The sequence below is a fragment of the Pilosibacter rotomagensis genome, from assembly GCF_045062245.2.
Lineage (GTDB): Bacteria > Bacillota > Clostridia > Lachnospirales > Lachnospiraceae > Pilosibacter.
In genome coordinates this window covers 355,250-373,861 of record NZ_CM170323.1, presented here as the reverse complement: position 1 = coordinate 373,861, position 18,612 = coordinate 355,250, and the positions used below count along the sequence as shown (strand labels likewise).

Annotated in this window: 24 protein-coding genes and 2 pseudogenes; 6 read left to right on the top strand and 20 right to left on the bottom strand. The window is 48.9% G+C overall.

Translation table 11 applies throughout. The annotated features are described in order from the left end of the window. Nucleotides 1–231 precede the first annotated feature (231 nt). The 3 genes from ACI3EW_RS01710 to ACI3EW_RS01700 are packed head-to-tail and all read left to right on the top strand — an operon-like array spanning nucleotide 232 to nucleotide 3,444. Nucleotides 232–1,110 carry a hypothetical protein gene (locus ACI3EW_RS01710; RefSeq protein ID WP_055145300.1) on the top strand — a complete coding sequence of 293 codons (879 nt, stop codon included), beginning with the start codon at nucleotides 232–234 and terminating at the stop codon, nucleotides 1,108–1,110. A 47-nt stretch (nucleotides 1,111–1,157) separates the two neighbouring features. After that, nucleotides 1,158–2,084, top strand: coding sequence for a hypothetical protein (locus ACI3EW_RS01705; protein ID WP_055145297.1), 927 nt, complete (start codon nucleotides 1,158–1,160; stop codon nucleotides 2,082–2,084). Further along, on the top strand, nucleotides 2,077–3,444 hold the full coding sequence (locus ACI3EW_RS01700; protein WP_055145294.1) for an ATP-binding protein: 1,368 nt from the start codon (nucleotides 2,077–2,079) through the stop codon (nucleotides 3,442–3,444). The genes ACI3EW_RS01705 and ACI3EW_RS01700 overlap by 8 nt, the downstream gene beginning before the upstream one ends. Nucleotides 3,445–3,504: 60 nt before the next feature. On the opposite strand, the gene ACI3EW_RS01695 is transcribed toward ACI3EW_RS01700, so the two are convergent. The 8 genes and pseudogenes from ACI3EW_RS01695 to ACI3EW_RS01660 form a co-directional block, all read right to left on the bottom strand. Then, nucleotides 3,505–3,876, bottom strand: coding sequence for a TnpV protein (locus ACI3EW_RS01695; RefSeq protein ID WP_055145291.1), 372 nt, complete (start codon nucleotides 3,874–3,876; stop codon nucleotides 3,505–3,507). 143 nt (nucleotides 3,877–4,019) lie between these two features. Continuing rightward, nucleotides 4,020–4,115: pseudogene (locus ACI3EW_RS01690) on the bottom strand (recombinase family protein); the annotation flags it as partial. A 134-nt stretch (nucleotides 4,116–4,249) separates the two neighbouring features. Continuing rightward, nucleotides 4,250–4,441, bottom strand: a complete 192-nt coding sequence (locus tag ACI3EW_RS01685) for a transposon-encoded TnpW family protein (protein ID WP_005946147.1) — start codon at nucleotides 4,439–4,441, stop codon at nucleotides 4,250–4,252. Between the two features lie 12 nt (nucleotides 4,442–4,453). Further along, nucleotides 4,454–5,293 carry an ATP-binding protein gene (locus ACI3EW_RS01680; protein WP_405579945.1) on the bottom strand — a complete coding sequence of 280 codons (840 nt, stop codon included), beginning with the start codon at nucleotides 5,291–5,293 and terminating at the stop codon, nucleotides 4,454–4,456. Beyond that, nucleotides 5,290–6,030 carry a phage replisome organizer N-terminal domain-containing protein gene (locus tag ACI3EW_RS01675; protein WP_117733642.1) on the bottom strand — a complete coding sequence of 247 codons (741 nt, stop codon included), beginning with the start codon at nucleotides 6,028–6,030 and terminating at the stop codon, nucleotides 5,290–5,292. The genes ACI3EW_RS01680 and ACI3EW_RS01675 overlap by 4 nt, the downstream gene beginning before the upstream one ends. After that, nucleotides 6,020–6,214: a hypothetical protein gene (locus ACI3EW_RS01670; protein WP_006573562.1), complete on the bottom strand. Its 195-nt coding sequence runs from the start codon at nucleotides 6,212–6,214 to the stop codon at nucleotides 6,020–6,022. The genes ACI3EW_RS01675 and ACI3EW_RS01670 overlap by 11 nt, the downstream gene beginning before the upstream one ends. Before the next feature lie 174 nt (nucleotides 6,215–6,388). Then, on the bottom strand, nucleotides 6,389–8,008 hold the full coding sequence (locus tag ACI3EW_RS01665; protein WP_405579942.1) for a relaxase/mobilization nuclease domain-containing protein: 1,620 nt from the start codon (nucleotides 8,006–8,008) through the stop codon (nucleotides 6,389–6,391). Beyond that, nucleotides 7,980–8,378, bottom strand: coding sequence for a plasmid mobilization protein (locus ACI3EW_RS01660; RefSeq protein ID WP_040647222.1), 399 nt, complete (start codon nucleotides 8,376–8,378; stop codon nucleotides 7,980–7,982). The genes ACI3EW_RS01665 and ACI3EW_RS01660 overlap by 29 nt, the downstream gene beginning before the upstream one ends. A 43-nt stretch (nucleotides 8,379–8,421) precedes the next feature. Here ACI3EW_RS01660 and ACI3EW_RS01655 point away from each other — a divergent pair, with 43 nt between their 5' ends. Beyond that, nucleotides 8,422–8,874, top strand: coding sequence for a hypothetical protein (locus ACI3EW_RS01655; RefSeq protein ID WP_173792342.1), 453 nt, complete (start codon nucleotides 8,422–8,424; stop codon nucleotides 8,872–8,874). On the opposite strand, the gene ACI3EW_RS01650 is transcribed toward ACI3EW_RS01655, so the two are convergent. The 8 genes and pseudogenes from ACI3EW_RS01650 to ACI3EW_RS01615 form a co-directional block, all read right to left on the bottom strand. Then, on the bottom strand, nucleotides 8,819–9,244 hold the full coding sequence (locus ACI3EW_RS01650) for a hypothetical protein (protein ID WP_005921288.1): 426 nt from the start codon (nucleotides 9,242–9,244) through the stop codon (nucleotides 8,819–8,821). The genes ACI3EW_RS01655 and ACI3EW_RS01650 overlap by 56 nt on opposite strands. Before the next feature lie 42 nt (nucleotides 9,245–9,286). After that, complete coding sequence (locus ACI3EW_RS01645) at nucleotides 9,287–9,484, bottom strand: helix-turn-helix domain-containing protein (protein WP_005921293.1); 198 nt, start codon at nucleotides 9,482–9,484, stop codon at nucleotides 9,287–9,289. After that, nucleotides 9,462–9,962 carry an RNA polymerase sigma factor gene (locus ACI3EW_RS01640; RefSeq protein WP_004853592.1) on the bottom strand — a complete coding sequence of 167 codons (501 nt, stop codon included), beginning with the start codon at nucleotides 9,960–9,962 and terminating at the stop codon, nucleotides 9,462–9,464. Before ACI3EW_RS01640 ends, ACI3EW_RS01645 begins: the two co-directional genes overlap by 23 nt. A gap of 116 nt (nucleotides 9,963–10,078) precedes the next feature. Then, the gene (locus ACI3EW_RS01635) at nucleotides 10,079–10,783 is read right to left on the bottom strand and encodes a zf-HC2 domain-containing protein (protein WP_117930464.1); all 705 of its coding nucleotides are present in this window, start codon (nucleotides 10,781–10,783) and stop codon (nucleotides 10,079–10,081) included. After that, nucleotides 10,776–11,288: an RNA polymerase sigma factor gene (locus ACI3EW_RS01630; RefSeq protein WP_003533443.1), complete on the bottom strand. Its 513-nt coding sequence runs from the start codon at nucleotides 11,286–11,288 to the stop codon at nucleotides 10,776–10,778. Before ACI3EW_RS01630 ends, ACI3EW_RS01635 begins: the two co-directional genes overlap by 8 nt. Before the next feature lie 245 nt (nucleotides 11,289–11,533). Beyond that, a complete protein-coding gene (locus tag ACI3EW_RS01625) occupies nucleotides 11,534–11,674 on the bottom strand; it encodes a Maff2 family mobile element protein (protein WP_003819033.1) in 141 nt (46 codons plus the stop codon). Nucleotides 11,675–11,770: 96 nt separating this feature from the next. Then, the gene (locus tag ACI3EW_RS01620) at nucleotides 11,771–11,998 is read right to left on the bottom strand and encodes a hypothetical protein (RefSeq protein WP_005946702.1); all 228 of its coding nucleotides are present in this window, start codon (nucleotides 11,996–11,998) and stop codon (nucleotides 11,771–11,773) included. A 28-nt stretch (nucleotides 11,999–12,026) separates the two neighbouring features. After that, nucleotides 12,027–12,302: pseudogene (locus ACI3EW_RS01615) on the bottom strand (VirD4-like conjugal transfer protein, CD1115 family); the annotation flags it as partial. A gap of 735 nt (nucleotides 12,303–13,037) precedes the next feature. On the opposite strand from ACI3EW_RS01615, the gene ACI3EW_RS01610 reads away from it, so the two are divergent. Together ACI3EW_RS01610 and ACI3EW_RS01605 are read left to right on the top strand one after the other, a co-directional pair. Next, nucleotides 13,038–13,244 carry a DUF6199 family natural product biosynthesis protein gene (locus ACI3EW_RS01610; RefSeq protein WP_334291862.1) on the top strand — a complete coding sequence of 69 codons (207 nt, stop codon included), beginning with the start codon at nucleotides 13,038–13,040 and terminating at the stop codon, nucleotides 13,242–13,244. Nucleotides 13,245–13,261: 17 nt separating this feature from the next. Then, complete coding sequence (locus ACI3EW_RS01605; RefSeq protein WP_055221986.1) at nucleotides 13,262–14,284, top strand: hypothetical protein; 1,023 nt, start codon at nucleotides 13,262–13,264, stop codon at nucleotides 14,282–14,284. 198 nt (nucleotides 14,285–14,482) lie between these two features. Here the strand turns inward: ACI3EW_RS01605 and ACI3EW_RS01600 are convergent, their stop codons facing one another. From ACI3EW_RS01600 to ACI3EW_RS01585, 4 genes are all read right to left on the bottom strand, one after another. Next, complete coding sequence (locus tag ACI3EW_RS01600; RefSeq protein ID WP_055221983.1) at nucleotides 14,483–16,123, bottom strand: recombinase family protein; 1,641 nt, start codon at nucleotides 16,121–16,123, stop codon at nucleotides 14,483–14,485. 72 nt (nucleotides 16,124–16,195) lie between these two features. Beyond that, entirely contained in the window at nucleotides 16,196–16,363 is a 168-nt protein-coding gene (locus tag ACI3EW_RS01595; protein WP_164468434.1) for a hypothetical protein, read from the bottom strand. Nucleotides 16,364–16,630: 267 nt separating this feature from the next. After that, nucleotides 16,631–17,989, bottom strand: a complete 1,359-nt coding sequence (locus tag ACI3EW_RS01590) for a virulence-associated E family protein (protein ID WP_055221981.1) — start codon at nucleotides 17,987–17,989, stop codon at nucleotides 16,631–16,633. Continuing rightward, nucleotides 17,949–18,602 carry a CHC2 zinc finger domain-containing protein gene (locus ACI3EW_RS01585; protein ID WP_333491344.1) on the bottom strand — a complete coding sequence of 218 codons (654 nt, stop codon included), beginning with the start codon at nucleotides 18,600–18,602 and terminating at the stop codon, nucleotides 17,949–17,951. Before ACI3EW_RS01585 ends, ACI3EW_RS01590 begins: the two co-directional genes overlap by 41 nt. Nucleotides 18,603–18,612 lie beyond the last annotated feature (10 nt).

Sequence of the window (18,612 nt, the reverse complement as noted above, 5' to 3'; positions counted from 1 at the left end):
TTCATGTTCGTTTGATATACTAATGGTGGTTCCGACTGATGTAAGTCGGTGGCATCTTGTGTCATGTTTCATAAAGCTACCGCAACTTGCGTCCTCCTTTCTCTTGATACGGGTTGAAAAAGTAACCTAAATAACCGCTTATCAGATTACCCTCTCACTAATAGGAGAAATCCGGGGTGTAAATCGGAACTGTTTTTGAAAGAAATTCAAAAAATTTTCGGAGGTGAGGTCATGACAGATGAAAATAGAACATTTCTCCTGTTCCCGGATGACGGTGATGACCTAACCGAATGGGATGAAGCCTCCGATCTGACGATACAAAACGAGCAGTTAGAGGAAATCCTCTCCGAAGAACGAGCCTTAGAGCTGGAAAGAGAGCTGGAGCAGGACGAAAACCCAAGGGACTACACCGTAGAACTGGAGGACGAAGAGGAAGAAGCTGCTCCTGTCAGCGAAAAACGCTTAAAGCGCCAGATACGGGCAGAGGCGTTGGCACGGCTGGAGGATGCTGCAAGAACAGAGGACGACTTTCGATACGTTGTCAGCGAATGGGACAGGTTGGATCGGAATCGGGAACGACGGGAGCGTGACCATGAAAATCTCCGGGGAGATGTTCCGTTAGAATACATGGCAGTTCCCAATCCGAAGATGATTCCGCTGTATTTGAATCTGCCACGATACCGCCAGCTTGCCAGCGGCAATTTTCTGGATATCATTTTTTCTTGCCCCTATGAACTGCATGAGTTGGTTGCAAGCTCATTTATTTCTGAGCTGATACGCAGCCTTACCATTGATCAGAAGGAAGTGCTGTATTACCTGTCCATCCGGCAGTACAGCACCATACAGGTGGGTATGATACGGGGACAGACAGACCGAAACATTAGAAAGCTCCGAAAGAATATCCACAAGAAGCTGCAAAGAGCGGTTTATGATTACCTTTTGGAAAAACAGAACGACTGTGGAAGCCTAACGCTGCGGGAACGGCAGTTCTTAGAGGAATATGGGCTTTTGCTGAAAGCCTATGGCAAGGACGCCGTTATCCTCCGGGAGAACAAATCAAAGCCGAGGAAAAAGAAAGCTGCCCTTGGCAGCAGCAAGGACAGCGAATGATCTGATTGAATTTGATAAGCAGATGACCGAAAGGAAGGATTTGCGTTATGAATACATTTTTTGAGCAATCCCGTTCCCATTGGGTGCGGTATGAACGCTATGAAATCAAAACAGGCAAGGACGGGAAGAAATACATCACCCCGGCAAAGGATGCCAGGCCGGATGTCTATAACCCACTCAAGGAAGCCCCGGACATTGTGCTGGATGCTCTGAATGTGGGGATGCTGATGATGAACGGCAAGAAAAGCTCTGAGCCAGAGGTAGAAAAGGCAATCTTGGAATTTATTACCCACTATGGGCTGCTGGGCCTGATGACGGCCCTGCCCACCACGCCGTCCTTTATGGATTATGAGGCGGTATATCTGCCAAAGAACCATTTTATCAAGGAAGAAACGATGGAGACGGAGAAGTATCTGTCCCTGTTTTACCCCTTTGATAAGCTGGATGTGGTCAAGAACGGTGTGGAATCCAGTTGGAATGTGTCCAGCGACCGGGCAATGATTGCACTGACCATGACCTTTATGGACGAGCCGATGGCAAAGACCATGAGCTTCCAGCGGGCGTATGCAGAGCCTTACGATTGGGTGGCACAGCAACTCAAGGATTGGGCATTTAATATGCTGACCTCTTTCTTCTATTATAATGACTATGATTCCATGGAGGAAGAAAGCCGGAATATGCTGCGTAAGTCTATGGCTGCATTTGGCGGCATTGCACCCACCTATCATATAGAGCTGTTGGATAGGCCAACGATCTATTGGGATTTCCATTCCCTGCTGTTGGGGATTCAGATGATGTTCAGCTTCATGCTGGTGGACAGCACAAAGCCGTTGCGGATGTGCAAGCAGTGTCAGAAAGTGTTCCTGAGTAACCGGGCTAACTCCGCTTTTTGCAGTGCAAGGTGTAAAAATCAGTATAATGTTTATAAGAGCCGGGGAAAGAATAAATCAGAGGATGGTGATAATAATGCCTGAAAATCAGAACATAGAATGGAAAGCTAAGTGGAAGGATGACTATCTGGAATGGATTTGCGGCTTCGCCAATGCACAGGGCGGCAAGATTTATATTGGCTGTGACGATGATGGAAAAGTTATCGGCCTGCCCAATATCCGCAAGCTGCTGGAGGATGTTCCAAACAAAATCCGAAATGCCATGAGCATCGTGGTGGATGTCAATCAGCTGGAGCGTGACGGGAAAGAATATCTGGAAATCGTTGTTCCACCATATCCCGTTGCCATAAACTGCAAAGGTGTCTATTATTATAGAAGCGGCAGCACCATGCAGACCCTTTCTGGCCCAGAACTGGAGAGCTTCATTCTACGCAAACGTGGTGCTTCGTGGGATAATATGCCCTTGCCGGGATTTACGTTGGATGATATTGATGATGAGTTGGTCAAGAGATTCAAGACCCTTGCCGCCAAGAAGGGCCGGATCGACCAAAGCGTTTTAGACGAGGACAAAGCGGATTTAATGGAAAAGCTGCGTCTGACCAATGCCGGGTATTATACCAACGCAGCGATGCTGCTGTTCTGCAAAGACCCTGACCGCTGGCAGCTGGGCGCATACACAAAAATCGGCTTTTTCGAGAATGATGCCGATCTCCGTTATCAGGATGAAATTCACGGCTCCTTGTTGGAACAGATTGACAAGATCATTGAAGTCATCCATCTGAAATATATGAAAGCGAAAATCACTTACGAAGGGATGCAGCGCATTGAGCGTTATTTTGTTCCCGACGCTGCCCTGCGTGAAGCCCTTCTTAACGCTCTATGCCACAAGCAATATGAAAGCGGCGTTCCGATTCAGATCAGCGTGTATGAGGATAAGCTGTATATCGCTAACTGTGGTAGGCTTCCAGACAACTGGACGGCAGACAGCCTGATGTCCAAACACGCATCCCGCCCTTACAACACGGCGATTGCGAATGTGTATTATTTGGCCGGCTTCATCGAGAGCTGGGGACGTGGTATTGAGAAAATCTGTCAGGCTTGCAAGGAAGATGGAAGCCCGCTTCCTGCGTACACCGTGCATCCCGGCGATATTATGATTCAGTTTACAGCGTCAGAGGATCGGGTTATTCGATCTGCCACCTACAAGGTGACAGAAAAGGTAACAGAAAAGGTAACAGAAAAGGTAACAGAAACCTTGGATGAAAAATCCATGCAAATTCTGGCCCTGATTTCCGAAGATCCTGCATACACATCTACCACCATAGCAGATAAGCTATCTATCAGCAGAAAAACAGTTTCTCAGCGTCTGAAGGAGCTGAAGGAAAAAGGAATCATCGAGCGCATCGGGTCTGACCGAAAAGGCTACTGGAATATAAAGAGCTAAGTGATACAGAATTAGCCCCACACCAGCGTTCATTCATGCTGATGCGGGGCTAACATGTGTTTAGCAATATACAAGCTCCGTCAGAACAATTTCCTCTGCACGGTTATGAATGTTGTTCATGCGCCGTACCCATTCCATTTGATCGGTAGCTTTAAGTGCCTCGGTCACACCTTCCAGTCGTGCCATAGCTTCGCACATGATCTCCATACGCTGATTGCAGGATTTGTCTATCTCTGCAAGATGTTCATGCAGGGTGCAGCTTGTTAGGTAGTGTGCATAAAGGACGGGACGATGCTCTTTCAAGTAGCGGCGGCGCATACGGCCATACTTACCGATCTGATATTCCTCGGTCTCCGGCAGCGCAAGGTCGGGGATATAGTAATCGCCAACCTTCGTATATGTGCCGCCCATTTCTTCAAAAATAGACTTCATTTTCATGCTCCCTTCGTGCTAAAATGTCAGCAGTTATGCGGATTTTTTTCCTTTCCCACAACTGCCAGACCAATTCACCACAAATGAGCCGCCAGTCATGTAATAGTATTAGGCGGTAGAAACCACCCTCTACATATTACATCTTGGTTGGAAATGGAATTGCTTTCGCCTTGCAGCTCGTCCTCATGGGATAGTCTTGGATAAAGGGCAGTGATTTTCTGGGTGGTCTGTCTTAACATAAAATCCTCCGTTTCCGACAGCCAGCCCCACTATTCCGTATTTCGATTATACCACATGGGGCGGCTGTCTGTATAGCGGCTTCTGCTTCTTTACCGCCCGGTAAAATGACGATTTTTCTGTGCGGCTTGTAGCGTTAGGGCGAAAGCTGGGCTTTGTGTCCTGCGGCGGCTTCCGCCTCCAGCACTTTCATCATCTTATCGGCTGCGGTGTCGGTGGTATCTTTTTTGAAAAATCCGGAAACGACAAGGACGGTGTTGCCCATGCGGATCTCTGTCACGCAGTCCGGGCGGCGTTCCGGGGTGGTGTTCTGCTTGTTCTCTGCCATAGGCAACTCCTTTCATTTCATCAATTCTTTTAGTCTGTTCAGCTTGGCTTGCGCCGTTTCACGGCGGAAGTTCTCTCCCGTAAAGAGGATAGGGGCGCACATTTCCAAAAGGCGGCCATAAATCCGGGCATGGGCGGTGTCCAGCGGATTTTGCAGGCTGTCCAATGTCAGATTGGTGGTAACGATTAAGGGCTTGCGGCTGCGGTAGCGGCTGTCAATCACATTGTAGACCTGTTCTAAACCGTACTCTGTGCCGCGCTCCATTCCAAAATCATCAATGATAAGCAGAGGAAAACGGCAAAGACGCCCGATATACTCGTTGCGCCCCTCAAAGCTGGCGGTCAGGTCATTCAAAATCGCAGAGAAGTTCGTCATGCGGACAGCGACTTCCTGCTCCATGAGGGCATTAGCGATACACCCGGCAAAATAGCTTTTTCCTGTGCCGACCTTGCCCCATAGCAGATAGCCGATATTTTCCTCGCGCATGGTTTCCCAATGCTCCACATAGAAGTGTGCAATCTCTATTTGCGGGCATTTCCCGTTGTCGTTGGCGAAAGTCCATTCCTGCATGGTAGGATTGGTAAATCCCCGGCGCTTCAAGTCCTCCACGGTGTCAAGGTGCTTTCTGCGCTGTTCGGCGGCTTCACGCTCCAAACGCTGGGCTTTCTGGCAGTCACATTCTGCCGGGTGGCGGTCACGCCCAAACAGGGCGGCTTGCTTTTCCGGGAAGTAGGCTTCTTTCGGAGTGTAACACTTGCCGCAGTAAAGCAGTCCGTCCTCGCCCGTGTAGTCCTCCGGCTGTGGGGTAACAGCCGCCATATTCAAAACTCGTTCTGTAAACAGATTACTCATAAGCTCTCGCCCTCCTTGCAGGTGTATTCGGGTATGCCCTGTTTCGGGGCAGCCTTTGCGGTATCGTCTGCCGCCCATCTGCGGATAGTGGCGGCGTGGTTTTTATATTTCTTGCCCGTGGACGCGATATAGCCGGAAAGCCGCTCAATGTAGTACGCCCATTTTTCGGGCAGCTCCGCTTGCAGTTCGGAAAGCTCCGTATCAGTCAGAAATACATTCTCATATCTGCCATAGCTGCGGGCGATGGCTTGTCCCTTTAACTCTCCCTCTTTTTCTAACTCTATATCTATCTCTTTCTTTATCTCTATCTCTGGTGGACGAATGTCGGACAAATGTCCGCCATTTGTCCGCGGCGGCAAAAGTGCCTTATTTTCAAGCCTTGCGGCGCGTTTCCGTTCCGCTTCGGTAGAGGATTGACCGATCATCAGCTCGATGTCGGTCATATAAAGCAGCCCGCAGTCAAGCTGCTCCACAAGTCCTAACTGCTGGAAGATGGCTAATGCCCGTTCCACCGTCCCGATTTGGTGACGGGTCAGCGTGGCTATCATCTGGGCGGTATAGGGGATATGCTCGTCAAGCTGCAATCTGCCGCCATTTTTCAGCGATTTTAAGTACAGCTTCAAGAGGATATTGGAATACAAAATCCCGTCTTTCATGTCCTCCAACAGCACAATGGAATCGCTGTCGAAGAAGTTTTCTTTCAGTTTGAGGTAGTAATATTTGCGGTTATCTGCCATTGGCGGTGTCCTCCCTGTGTTTCCATCTCTTAGAGAAATACCGGGGGCAGAGGACGATAATCGCCCGGAAGCTCTGCTTGCAGCCGTGTGTGCAGCCCCGGCAAAGGTCATTGTAGGTAATACGGTTTCGGTGGTTGAGGAAAAAGCTCCATTCCAACCGCCGCTTTTTGCTCATGCGTGGCATTTCTCGCTCCTTTCTGCCGTTTCCGCTGGTATAAGCGGATAGGTCGGTAAAAATGTAGTTTCTCGGTGTCATTTTCGGGGATTTCCTGCGCTGTGCGCCCCGTTTCAAAGGTGGGCAGTATTGCGGATAGGGTGCAGGGCATATCCCCGTTTTGGTATCGTTTCGGGGCGGTTTTTAACGCTCATGTTCGTGCTTTTTCTCTCTGTCTTTCTCGCCTTGCAGGATTTGAGAAAGATTGCTTTTCACGGTATGCAGCTCCTTGACACGGGCTTTTTTCTCCCGGTATTCGTTGTAATGGGCGTTCTTTTCGGCGGTAAGCTGCTCGATTTCCGCTTGCAGGGCTTTATGGCTTGGCAGCTTGGAAACGCCATGCGCCCGAAAATAACGGGTGGCTGCGTCCGCTATGATAAAATCGCTTTCGTGCCGTTCCCGGTAGGCGCTGCGGGCTTTTTCCGTTTTCTGCGCTTTCAGACCGTCACGGGCAGGCTTGGTCTTGGCATAGGCAAGCACCTGTGTCTGAAGTTCCTTTTTCTCCCGGATAGCAGCGTCCAGGGCTTTCAGCTTGGCGGTGCTGTCCTGTAAATCCGCATTGGCGGATACAAGGGCTGCGTCCAGTTCCTCCGGCGAATAGCCGTACTGCCCGTAGGCGGCAACGGTAGCCGCCATTTGTTTCAGATTGTGGACTGCCGCCCAGCGGTCATAGCCCACGCCTTTTCCCTCCGCCCGTTTTGCCGCCCGGTCAACCATGCGCTGAATGCTGTCCTTTTTCGGGGTGGTTTGGACAGCTTTTTTGCCCTGCAAACGCTCCCTTATGCTGCGGGGGTATTCGGGTACGGCTGCGGTCTGCTCGGCGGCTCTGTGGGCGTTCTGTTCCAAAAGGGCAAGAACGGCGGTGCGGTCAAAATCATCGCCCAGCTTGCGGGCGGTAATGGGCTTTGTCCTGTCCGGCGTGAGATAAGATAGCCGTCCCCGGCTCTCCTTGACGGTCACGCCCTGCTGCAAAAGAACGGCGGCGAACTCGTCATAGCTGGCGGCAGAGGACAGCGCGGCGCGTATGGTCTGCCGCAACTTTTCCTTATCCGTTTCAAACTTTGTGGACTTGGCGGGCTGTTCTCCGGCTGGCAGCGCAGCGGCTTTCTCGTCCAGCTTTGCCTGTCCTTTCCGCTGCGCCCAATACTCACGCTCGGTAATGCGGTTCTTGCTGCCATGCAAAAGGTCGATTTGATAGAGGTTTTCCCGGTGGCACAGTTCCATGACTTCGGCTTTGAAATATTCCATCGCCGCGTCTGTGCAGCGGTGTTTACACCCGACGCGGGTGTCTGCCGGTCTGTCCATGTAGGGCAGGAACGGAACTTCCGCTATCCGCAGGGAATTGATAACGATATGCACATGGATATTGCCGCTGTGGTTGTGTCCGTCCGGGTGGGTGCAGACAATGGCTTGGTGTCCGGGAAACTGTTTCCGGCAAAATTCTTCGCCCAACATCTGCGCCCGGTCTACGGTCAAACCGTTGTCCGCTGCGTCCCGTGGGTCAAAGCTGATAATGTAGTGGTGACTTTTTACATCTTCCCGCTTCTGGTTCTTCCCATAGCGGAGATTGGAGCGCATACAGGCAACGGCAAAATCTTCGCCGCCGCAGTTCAGCGTGGCTATTCGATAGTCCTCCCTGAGCATGAGCCGCCCGTTTTCATCAAGGGTGGGCTTCATGGTAAACTCGTCATGTTCAAAGGTGAGGTACTGCTCGGCTGCGCCATAGTCCGCATTTTTAGAGCTGATATGTTTGAATGTTGCCAACAGCGTCACCTACCTTTCGCAGGACTTCAAACTTCAAGGCAGCAAGGTCAGAAATGGCGGCGCGGACTTCAACGGACAGGGCGTTGTATGGTGTGCCGTACTCGTTGAGGGCGCGGGCAATCTGATTGAGGTTGCCACCGATTTTTCCATATTCGGCGGTCAGCCTGCCAACGGCGGACAACAGTTCATCATTGACCGGGGAAACGGTAACGATGGGGCGAATGGTCGCCCGTGTAATGGCTTGCCGGATAAATTCGGCTTGGCTCATGTCATAGTGTTTCAGCCGCTCGGTAAAGTCGGCGTATTCTTCCTCGGTCATGCGGGTTTTGACCACATGGCAGCGGTGGGGCGTGTTGTATTTTTTCTTCAAGCGTTGACCTCCTTTCTCGCCCGACAGGGCGCATGAGCAGGGTTTGGGGAAGGCACTCCCCAACAAGATTTACCAAAGGGGGCAAAACCGCAGATATGCGGATTTTGGCACCGTGGTAGAATCTTGCTCTAAAAAACTACCGCTTTCCTCGGCGGCTCTGGTTTGCGGATATACTGGCTTGCTCCACCAATATAGCGATTGCGGCGGCGTGTTCTGCCCGCTGTTCACCACTACAACGGTGAAAAGGGGTCGTTTTGGCAAACGCAGCGGAAATTTTTTTGTTTTTCCTGTCTGCTCCCTACAACAATCCGGCGGTGTGGTTTGCCAAAGATTTTTGAAAATGGGCGCAAAAAAAGCAGTAAACCTTTTCAAGATTTACTGCTTATCTGCCGCTGTGATGGGCGGCGGTATTAAATTGTCAGCCGTTTTTCAAATGGAATTTATCTGCAATCGCTTTCTTTCCGCTTTCCAATTCCTTTTCTGTAATCTTCCATAATCCTAACGCAATGATCTGCTATCTTTTGCATTCCGAGTTCTTCAAAAAAGGCAATTTGTATTTTCATCAGTTCTTCACAAACAGTCAACTTCTGCTCATCCATATTGCTAATAGCAAGCCATGGGAACGCTTTATATTTCTTAGTGTCCCCAATGAGAAAATTGTACCCTATCAACTCATTTTCACGGAAAACGAAATAGAATTGTGGGCCTGAACCTGGAACTGACTTTTCCATAATTTGCTGCATTGTTCTCACGCCGCCGTATGCCGGAAAAAAACCTATTCGCTCAAGAGCATTTAATATGTCAATCCTTTTATCTGTGGGTATGTCTCTATAATTGATAATCTGTTCCATTTGCTCTACCCTCATTGAAGTTTAATTTGTCAGGCTCTAATTATACAACTTTTCTGTTTAGCGGTCAAAGCGGAACTTCAACAGGCTTTCTATCAGTTGCCTGACGATATGCTCCTGCATATCTGTGTTAATCTGTCCGTCCATCTTCGCACAAGAGCGGACATATCCCGCATAATGGGATAGGACGGCGGCAACAGCTTCCGGGTCGCCCTCGCTTGCCTTAACGATTGTCTCATAGGGAAGTAGCTGGCTCATAGGACAAACCCTCCAACTCTGCCCGTAGCCGCCGTAAAATCATCTGAATACGCCGCCCGGTTGTGTTGCCAGCCCGTCCATATCTCCGTCCAATCTCCCTATGCGTCAATCGTTGGAAGTAGTACAAGAAAATGATTTCCTGTTCCATCTGTGATAGTGCGGACAGGGCTGCGGCAAGCTCTGGACTTTCCAAAAGCACCATCTGACCACAGACGAAAAGCGGATAGCTGGTCATGCCGGATTGCTCCGCAAAGTATTTATCTGTGGTACTGAATGGATAGTGTTTTTCTTCTATCAGATATTCAAGCGAGATTTCCCGCTTGCGGCGGCTCCGTATGCTCCGAGCTGCGTCTATGGCAGCGTGGCGAATAACAGTCTTGCAAAAGGCATCGTGTGTATGCCGGATATGTTCTTGATACTTTTCGTGTTCGGTCATGGAAAATCCCCCTTTCTGAATAATGGCAGAGGGCGGCAGCATCTTGTGCTGTCGCCCTCTTGATTACCGAACAGCAAAGACGGGCGGGGCTGTCAACGGCGGCGCATTTGCGCCGTTCATCTTGACCGTTGACAGGCTCGGCTGGGTTTGCTATCTGCTCACGGCAATTCACTCTCATTGATAGGAATTGCCTCAAGTTCCGTATTCAAATTGTTCCAATAAGAGCCGATATCCGCACTTGTGAAATACTTAAAACCGCCTGCTGCTGACTTCAATTCGCCGTTTTTAACCCCATAGCAGGCGTAAATCAAATCGTAGCTTGTTCCATCTGAGAGGTTAAATCTAAAGCTGGTCACATCTGCTCTGGCAGTTTCCTCAGTCGTTTTGTCTTTTAGGGATAAGCCCTTGAACTTATCATACAGGGTCTTTATATCATTTTCAGCAACAACTACTTTCTTTTCTGCTGATGCAGGCACTCCGTCATAGTGGTACATTTCAACGTTTTCGACATCTTCAACCTCAAATGGGAAGTCGATTTTGACAGGCTCATAAGCAATGTTTATAGGTAACAGAAAGAGAGCTGTAAAAATTGCAATGATACAAAGAGCGATGGAAACGAGAACAGCAATCGTTATCTTTTTTCTGCCTCTCTGCTTTTCTTTTGCCTCATGGCGCATAATAACGCTTTCGCTTTCTTCGTGAAGAACATCTTCGCTCGTGTGAGAAAGCAATTTCTGATAAATTGCGTTACAGTCAGCACAGGCGTTCAAATGCTCTTTTACCATCTCTGCGCTTGCTTCGCTGCAAGCACTGTCAACATACAGCGGAAGAATATCTCGAACAATATCGCATTGTTTACTCATGCTTTTCATCCATCCTTTCTTGAATTTTTAGCTTTGCACGATGATAAGTAACTCTCGCCCATGATTCTGTTTTTCCAAAAATTGCAGCGATTTGTGAAAAAGATAGTTCCCCGAATACGCGAAGCTGAAAGACTTCTTTGTATGGTTCTTCCAAACGGTGAAGAACGAGGTGTATGCGGAACGCCATGTCAGAATCTGCAACTGAGTTCTCAACATTTTCATTTGATGGCAAGTCATTGATTTCACTCACATCAGCTACTCGCTGACGGCTTCGCATTTCATCATGGTAAAGGTTTTTTGCTATGGAGCAGAGCCATGTCAATTCATCTGACTTACCTTTGAATTGTGATGTTGTAGAAACAGCCTTATAGAATGTGTTCTGCGTGATTTCCTCTGCTATCTCACGATTTTTGGCAAGAGAAATAGTATACGAGTATACCTGTAAATAGTAGGCTTTATAGAGCTTTTCATAGTCCATACTTGTCATCACCTCCTTCAGCTTCATAGGTTAGACGGAGAAATCGGAATTTCGTTACAAAGAAGTTTGAAATTTTTATACCTTTACGCTACTCTTGCTTTGTGCGGACTATTGGTAGACGCGCATTAACGGCAAGTAAAGAGATTGCTGTGTCAGCTTGATATGTTCAAATGCTAATTAAGTATAGCATACAGCTATGAATTTTTCTATTGCGTTCCCCTGACTTCGGAATAGTGGCAGGGCTGGCTATCCTTGTTTTGCTTTGTGCTTCTCTACCGTACATGAGCATTGCTCGCCGGGTTGTCCGCCCCGTATCCCTCCAAAAGATTGACGCCGCCCCATACGCAAAGCGCTCCGCCGAGGCCCACAACGATGGTCTGCAAAGTATCAACTGCACTATTGAAAAATTCCATAAATTTACCTCCATAAATTCAGATTGTGATGGTGTTTGGGTGCAAAAAAAGCCGCCGTACACAGCGGCAGCCTCACAATCCGCAGACGGCCCGGAGTTACTGGCCGTCCCGCCATTCCAGCACAGCCAGCGAAAAAATTTCGCCCCATGCTTCACACAGTCTGCGGTCTATTTCCCTTGCAAGTTCTTCGGCTTCCCCGTCCGTGGGCGGGGTATCATGTTCTGCGATCCACTGGCACAGCACCGCAGCGGAAATGATTGCCCGGTAGATTTCTTTCTCATACTTGAAATAATCCGCAAATGTCCATTCGTCCGAGTGTCCCATCGGTCACGCTCCTTTCTCTATGGCCGCTTTATTCTGCGGAAAAATCTTCCTCCGACAGCTCAATGTCGTAGAGGTCAAAGGGTTCGTCCTCCGTTATCACGCGCCGCCTTTTCCGGCGCAGGGACGACAGGTAGCTGTCCACATCAAAGGTGTTCTTTTTGTCAGCGTCCGAGAGGTATTTATAGCGGGGGTGGCGGGTGATGTCGTATTTCTCACTGAAAAACGGCCTCACGCCGCGCACCTGCAAAATACACTTGCCTCCGTCCATCGTTGCAATTTCGTCTTGGCTCATCAGCTCTTTGCCACATTGTCAAGTGATGAATTCAAGAAAACGGCAGCCGCAAAGAAAAATCTTTGTGGCTGCCGTTCTAATTGGCGGCTTGAAGCAAAAAAATCCCCGGTTGTACCAGGGAAATAAAAACTTTAGTATAGCCTAAAAGAGAAAGCTAGCGCCTTGAGGCGCGGCCAAGTAGAGTGGGCTTAAAGCCTGCGTCCCGAGCCACCCGTTTTACGGGTGGCAGCGACTCCTTGTCTGTTTATCTTATACTTGTCAATTTATATTATCCAATAATGTGAATTATAATATGACAGTACGGATGCATATTATAGAAACATAACTTTGAAAGAATCAAGCATAACCTGTGGAGTGACTCTTCAACGGATAAACTATTTTCACTTCATACAGTTCCGACATATGGAATAAGGAACACCAATCGCCCTCAATACAACTTTCTTTCTATTAGTTAAAAATGCACATAATCAAAAAAGAAAATCGACTTATTTTAGACAAATTCATTGACAAGTTCTGCTTTAGGTGATAAAATAAAAGTGAAAAGTCGAAATTTATATTGTTGGGAGGTAAGACCGATGATTTGTTTTAAGGTTAAGTTGCCTAACTTAATAATGGAGCATTTTTACCGACGCTGCCAGCTTTGGAGGCTTAGAATTAAAATTGTTTCTATTTGCGCATAAGTTAGGCATGATTATTTGTCTACTTATGCGCTTTTTTATTTGAATTTTCAGTATTAGCAGAAAGGAAGTGTTATACATAGATAACATATGGCTTATCCTTTTGCTTCTATTAAGTTTTTTTATGATTTTTAAGCCGGAACTTTTATGGAAAATTGAACACTTCTTTTCTGTAAAAGGCGGTGAACCTACAGATTTATATCTTGGTTTGATGCGGGTTGCTGGAGTATTCTTTTTTATTGCATCCATCATTTGCATTATTGTTTTGGTTTTATAAGAGAAGGGGGGCTTTTAATGAAAAAGCTAACACGTAAGATTGTTGCACTTACTCTTTCCTTGGTTATGTGCATAAGTTTTTCTAACACTACTTTTGCTTATGCCGACAACGAGAATATCAGTTCTTCTGCTGAAGCAAGCAAAGTGAATTGGTGGAAGATTGGCTGGATTATCCTTTCAGATTATGTGGAAAAGCTTATCGATCTCGATGGACAGAGTGAAAAGGATAGTAGTTGGGCCTATCTTGTTTCACCTAGCATAGAATATAACACGGGTGATATGGGGCCTGAGGTTTATTTTCGTCCAGAAGTAGATAACAGCGTTGGTTCTATCCGTATGCATGGACATAGGATTATCTTTGTCGATATTTTTACACAGATTGCACTCATCTTGTCAGATGCCTCTGGTGATACGGTAAGTCAAGCAACTACTGGTACAAATCAGTATATGTTTTATACAAAGAAAGCAGGAGACAGTTCTGGTACATGGAAAGCACAGTTTGTTTCAACTGAGACATACAAATGGCAGTTGTATTATGCCCATTATTACAATGCCAATGCTCGTTCAAGTGTTCCTATGACGGAAGATGGATTTTACTTTGGGGATAATAACAGAGTTTATCAATTCTCTGTTGCAGAATCTTACAGACTTAATTCTCTTCCTCCAGAGGTTGTTGATATGACACAACTTAATGCTCAATTTATTAATCCTGCTGATGGAAAAACTGTAGATTATCTCAAAGACTTTAATGCTGGAGATCAAGTTCATTTCTCTGATATAATTATTGACATTAGTTATGATGCGACTGAGGATGCGACTACATTTTATTTTACCGAGGATACTTATGAGGAAAACATAGGATGGAAATTTGCAGGAAATCTTCTTGACCAATATTCCGCTGGTGATGTTCTGAATCTAACTTTTGATGTGTTGAATGTCGGAAACTATCAGGGCATTACTTTTGAAAGCCTCGACTACTTTGAAGCAGCTTACGCGCATAATAACGGTGCCGCTTATCCCAATATTCAAGATTACCAATAATTTGATTTTGACATAAGGACTTATAGAAGAGGGCGTGTTGCGGATAATTTTCTGCAACGCGCCCTTTTTAGTATGCTTTAGCAAAATAAAGTTATCCCTTTTACTCTGGCCAAAGGAATAACTTTATTGCCTGATAGCATTAAAAGAAAATTGTTGTATCACTTTTGATATAAATTAAAAGTATTTAGCGTCTAAATTCTACCTTGACATTTCCCCAACAAAATTGTAAATAATCTTAACCTCCTGTGTCCTCTGACCATCAATCTTCTTGATTTCTCCAATCAGAATCCGGCTAATGAGCCGGTTCAGCACCGCCTCGTCCAGTTCCTCGATGGCGGCATAGCGCCGGATTTCCTTGATAAAAGTGCGGACTTCGCTTTCTTGCGCATCGGCACGACCTTGCATCATTGCCAGGTCATGCAGGCGTTTCTGGTTGGATTCCTGCTCCTGTTCCAGCGCCGCCGTCAGCTTCACAAACCGCTGCTCGGTCAGGATGCCTTTGGCCTTATCGGTGTACAGGCTCAGGAACATCCCGTCAATTTCCTGATTTCGGGCTTCCAGCCGCAGGCGTTCCTTTTCTGTCTGGGAGGCGTCCACCAGATACCGGTGCTCCATCCGGCGGCTGAGCCGCTGGTAGAACGCATCGGCATCCTTCATAGCCTGCGCCGCCAGTTCCTGAATGTCTTTCAGCACCAGATTGTATAAATCCCTGGCCTCGATCTTGTGGCTGGAACAGACCTTGCAGCCCATGCGGTTGTAGGTCTGGCAGATATAGTACGCCTTGTCAATCGGCTCCCGCATTTCGCCGGTGAAGCGGTTCTTCCCGGTTCGGCCCACTTTCTCATACCGCACCTGCATGGACTTCCCGCAGGTGGCGCAGTAGACCAGACCGTGGAACAGATTATAAAAGGGGCAGGAATTCCCCTGAATGGTCGGCCTGCGGTCAATGAGTTCCTGCACCTGTTCCCATTCCTCCGGCGTCACAATGGCCTCATGGCAGCCCTCGATCACTTCCCACTGGTCACGGGGAATAATGTCATAGGTGTTGGAGCGGATGCCTTTCTGATGCGTCCGAAAGACCAAATGTGCGCCCTTATAGAATGGATTTCTCAGGATGTGACTGATTCTGGCTCCGCCCCAGAAATAATAGTTGGCGTCAAACTCCGTGTTGGCTTTGACATGGGTGATTGGGATTTTTTCTTCCATCAGACGTTTGGAAATCCTCATGCAGCCCAGCCCGTCAAGGGCATAGTCATAGATTTTGCGGATGATTGGCGCTGTCTCAGGGTCAATGATGAGATGCCCCTTGTCCTCCGGGTCACGCATCAGGCCGAAGGGCGGCGTCCCTCCGCAGAACTTCCCCTGCCGGGAGCGGGTGGTGATGCCTGCCAGCACCTTTTTAGAAATATCCCGGCTGTACATATCGTTCAGGATATTCTTAAAGGGCGTAATGTCCATCTCCTGACGGGTCAGGCTGTCCACGCCGTCCGTGATGGCGATATAGCGTACATTGTGTTTGGGGAAAAAGATTTCGATATAGCTGCCAGCTTCAATATAGTTCCTACCAAGCCTGGATAGGTCTTTGGTGATGACGCAGCCGATCTTCCCCGCCTCAATGTCAGCGATCATGCGCTGGAAGGCAGGGCGGTTGAAATTGCGGCCCGTATAGCCGTCATCCACATAATATTCATACTGGAACATTCCATGCTTTTCAGCAAAGTCCCGAAGCATGATTTTCTGGTTGCTGATGCTCATACTCTCGTTGTCGCCGCCGTCATCCAGAGAGATGCGGCAGTAGAGAGCGGTGATTTTCTCATAGACTTGTTTTTTCCTGCTCATAGCGTTCTCCTTCTATGAACAGGGACACGATACCATTATAGTACCATGTCCCTGCCCCTGAATCAACCGTTTTTACGCAGCGTTTTCGGCCATTTCCCGCTGTTCCAGCCATTCCTCGAAGTGTTCGCAGGTCTGGCGCTCGATCAGCTGCTCAAAGGCTTCCCGCATGGACTTCTCCCCGGAGAACTCCCGCACCACCACAAAACGGACTTTATTTTTCTGCTGTTTGCTTTTTTCCATAGGCTACCTCCATAGAGTAGCAGGCCAGACGGCAGCACTGGCAACGAAGTCCGGCAACGAACCTCTGAAAACCTGTAAACTACCGTCTGACCTGCAAATCTTACTTTATCAATTTTCTTGAAAAATCTCGTTGTTTTCGTTGCCGGAGATAGAGATAGATATTAGAAAATACCTTATTTACAGGCTTTTTCCGTATCCAGACCGGAGAATCCCCGGCAACAAACCCGGCAACCAAGTGGCAACCATCCCGGCAACAGACCGCTAATTTTATGCGATCCACTCCTTCGGCAGTTCCAGCTGGCAGCATTCTTCCTCGGTCAGCTCCACAAATCCATCTTCGTTGCCGGGCAGTTCGTTGCCGGAAACGTCCCGTTCCCAGCCCCTCTGCCTGCCATATCCGGTGAACATCCGGGGATTGGAGAATGGTTTCCAGCCCGTCACCACCGTGTTCATGATCTCGTTGATATTGTGCAGCTGCCACCGCTTCGGCTCATCGTAGGTGTGGCCCAGCGCCTCCTTGAACAGCTGTTTGGAGCAGACCATGCTGCCGGTGTAGTGTTCCAGAAAGCCCTGTATCTGTCCGGCCTCGGTGTCCTCCGGCATGAAATCCTTCTGCACCTCCACCAGCTGGCGCTGGATGGACTTGCTGAACTTCATAGAGTAGTGGCCGCTGCGGTAAATCGTCATGGCCTCCGCCCAGACCTGTAAAAGATAGGCTCTGGAGGCGTCCTCGTCCTCCAAAATGTGAACCTCTGCATTCTCCGGGTAAATCATGATCGGCAAAAAGCGCCGATTTCCGGCCCGGTCAAGGGGCAGGAAGTCCAGTGTGTTGGACGAACCGCCGAACACACACTGCCGCAGCCGGTCTTTGGGCTGGGCCTCGTAGGGCGTCCGGTAGGTTTCCTTCTGGCGGCTGATAAAGGAGCGGATTTCTTCAATGCTTTTGGCGCTGCTGGTAGCCAGCATCTCCGACATTTCGATAATCCAGTGTCCTTGCAGCTTCAGATACACCCTGTCATCGTCCAGTTTTTTCAGGTCGTCACTGAACCACTCGTCCCGGATCGCCAGCAAGCGGAAGAAGCTGGACTTGCCAGCCCCCTGACCGCCCACCAGACAGAGCATTTCCTCATATTTGGAGCCGGGGCGGAATACCCGCCGGATAGCCCCCAGCAAAAAGTGTTTCAGCATTTCCTCCACATAGTCGCTCTCGTCCGCACCTAAGAAATGATGGAGACAGGAGCGGATGCGGGGCGTCCCGTCCCAGACAAGGCCGTTTAGCACGTCCTGTATGGGATGGTAGCAGTTCTCATTCGCCACGATGGAGAGCGCCGCCGTCATCTTTTTCTCACTGGTCAGGCCATAGGTCTGCTCAAAATAGAGAAGCAGATATTTCACGTCCGTATCCGTCAGGGCACTGGTATTCCTGCGCCAGCCTAAATCCTGTACAATGTCCACCCGGTCAGTCAAAAGGTTCAGGCGGATCGCCCCACGCAGGAGAGGGTCATGGCAGAACACCGTCCGGCAGTTGCCGATGGTGTTGGCGGGCTGGCCCTTCTCGGTGACGGACAGGCTTTCCCGCACCTCATCAACGCTCCGCTCCGGCGCTAAGGCTTCGGCTGCGCTCATGGCGGCCTGCCGGGTGGCTAGCGGTAAACTCTGATATTCGCTGCTCAATCTTCCTCACCTCTTTTCCATACTCAGCGACCACGGAAGCACGTTCCTCCATGCTGCCGGACAAGAGAATATCCAGCAGATATTCCGTGTACGGTTTCTTTTGCAGGGCCTCCACGAACAGCGGATTCCACGCTTCATCCGGCGTCTGCGGGGCGTATTCCTTCTCCCAGCGTTCCAGCAGATGCAGGTAATTGCACAGCACCCGGAAACATTTCTGCTCCGCCTGCCGGTAACGCAGTTCCTCGCTGATTTTTCGCTTGACCGGCCTCCTGCGGGGCGGGTCATGGCCTTTGGCGTCATAGTGGACAGAGAAATCCTCCGCCAGCTTCAGCGCCGCCTCCTTACTGCTCAGACTAAACAGACGGGCGGTAAAATCAATCACATCCCCATCTGCCTGACAGCCAAAGCAGTGGAACCGATGGTCAATCTTCATACTGGGATGTTTGTCATCATGGAAGGGACAGCAGGCCATGCCATTCCTGCCAACCTGCACCCCGTAATATTCCGCAGCCTGCCTTGTGGTGACAGACTCCTTCACCGCTTCAAATATATTCGATTTTCTCACCTCCAGGCAG

Coding starts and splice junctions, on each gene's coding strand:
- ACI3EW_RS01710 (WP_055145300.1), top strand. CDS start 232: ATGACAGATGAAAATAGAACATTTCTCCTGTTCCCGGATGACGGTGAT.
- ACI3EW_RS01705 (WP_055145297.1), top strand. CDS start 1,158: ATGAATACATTTTTTGAGCAATCCCGTTCCCATTGGGTGCGGTATGAA.
- ACI3EW_RS01700 (WP_055145294.1), top strand. CDS start 2,077: ATGCCTGAAAATCAGAACATAGAATGGAAAGCTAAGTGGAAGGATGAC.
- ACI3EW_RS01695 (WP_055145291.1), bottom strand. CDS start 3,876: ATGAAGTCTATTTTTGAAGAAATGGGCGGCACATATACGAAGGTTGGC.
- ACI3EW_RS01685 (WP_005946147.1), bottom strand. CDS start 4,441: ATGGCAGAGAACAAGCAGAACACCACCCCGGAACGCCGCCCGGACTGC.
- ACI3EW_RS01680 (WP_405579945.1), bottom strand. CDS start 5,293: ATGAGTAATCTGTTTACAGAACGAGTTTTGAATATGGCGGCTGTTACC.
- ACI3EW_RS01675 (WP_117733642.1), bottom strand. CDS start 6,030: ATGGCAGATAACCGCAAATATTACTACCTCAAACTGAAAGAAAACTTC.
- ACI3EW_RS01670 (WP_006573562.1), bottom strand. CDS start 6,214: ATGCCACGCATGAGCAAAAAGCGGCGGTTGGAATGGAGCTTTTTCCTC.
- ACI3EW_RS01650 (WP_005921288.1), bottom strand. CDS start 9,244: ATGAGGGTAGAGCAAATGGAACAGATTATCAATTATAGAGACATACCC.
- ACI3EW_RS01645 (WP_005921293.1), bottom strand. CDS start 9,484: ATGAGCCAGCTACTTCCCTATGAGACAATCGTTAAGGCAAGCGAGGGC.
- ACI3EW_RS01640 (WP_004853592.1), bottom strand. CDS start 9,962: ATGCTGCCGCCCTCTGCCATTATTCAGAAAGGGGGATTTTCCATGACC.
- ACI3EW_RS01635 (WP_117930464.1), bottom strand. CDS start 10,783: ATGAGTAAACAATGCGATATTGTTCGAGATATTCTTCCGCTGTATGTT.
- ACI3EW_RS01630 (WP_003533443.1), bottom strand. CDS start 11,288: ATGAAGCTGAAGGAGGTGATGACAAGTATGGACTATGAAAAGCTCTAT.
- ACI3EW_RS01625 (WP_003819033.1), bottom strand. CDS start 11,674: ATGGAATTTTTCAATAGTGCAGTTGATACTTTGCAGACCATCGTTGTG.
- ACI3EW_RS01620 (WP_005946702.1), bottom strand. CDS start 11,998: ATGGGACACTCGGACGAATGGACATTTGCGGATTATTTCAAGTATGAG.
- ACI3EW_RS01605 (WP_055221986.1), top strand. CDS start 13,262: ATGAAAAAGCTAACACGTAAGATTGTTGCACTTACTCTTTCCTTGGTT.
- ACI3EW_RS01600 (WP_055221983.1), bottom strand. CDS start 16,123: ATGAGCAGGAAAAAACAAGTCTATGAGAAAATCACCGCTCTCTACTGC.
- ACI3EW_RS01595 (WP_164468434.1), bottom strand. CDS start 16,363: ATGGAAAAAAGCAAACAGCAGAAAAATAAAGTCCGTTTTGTGGTGGTG.
- ACI3EW_RS01590 (WP_055221981.1), bottom strand. CDS start 17,989: ATGAGCGCAGCCGAAGCCTTAGCGCCGGAGCGGAGCGTTGATGAGGTG.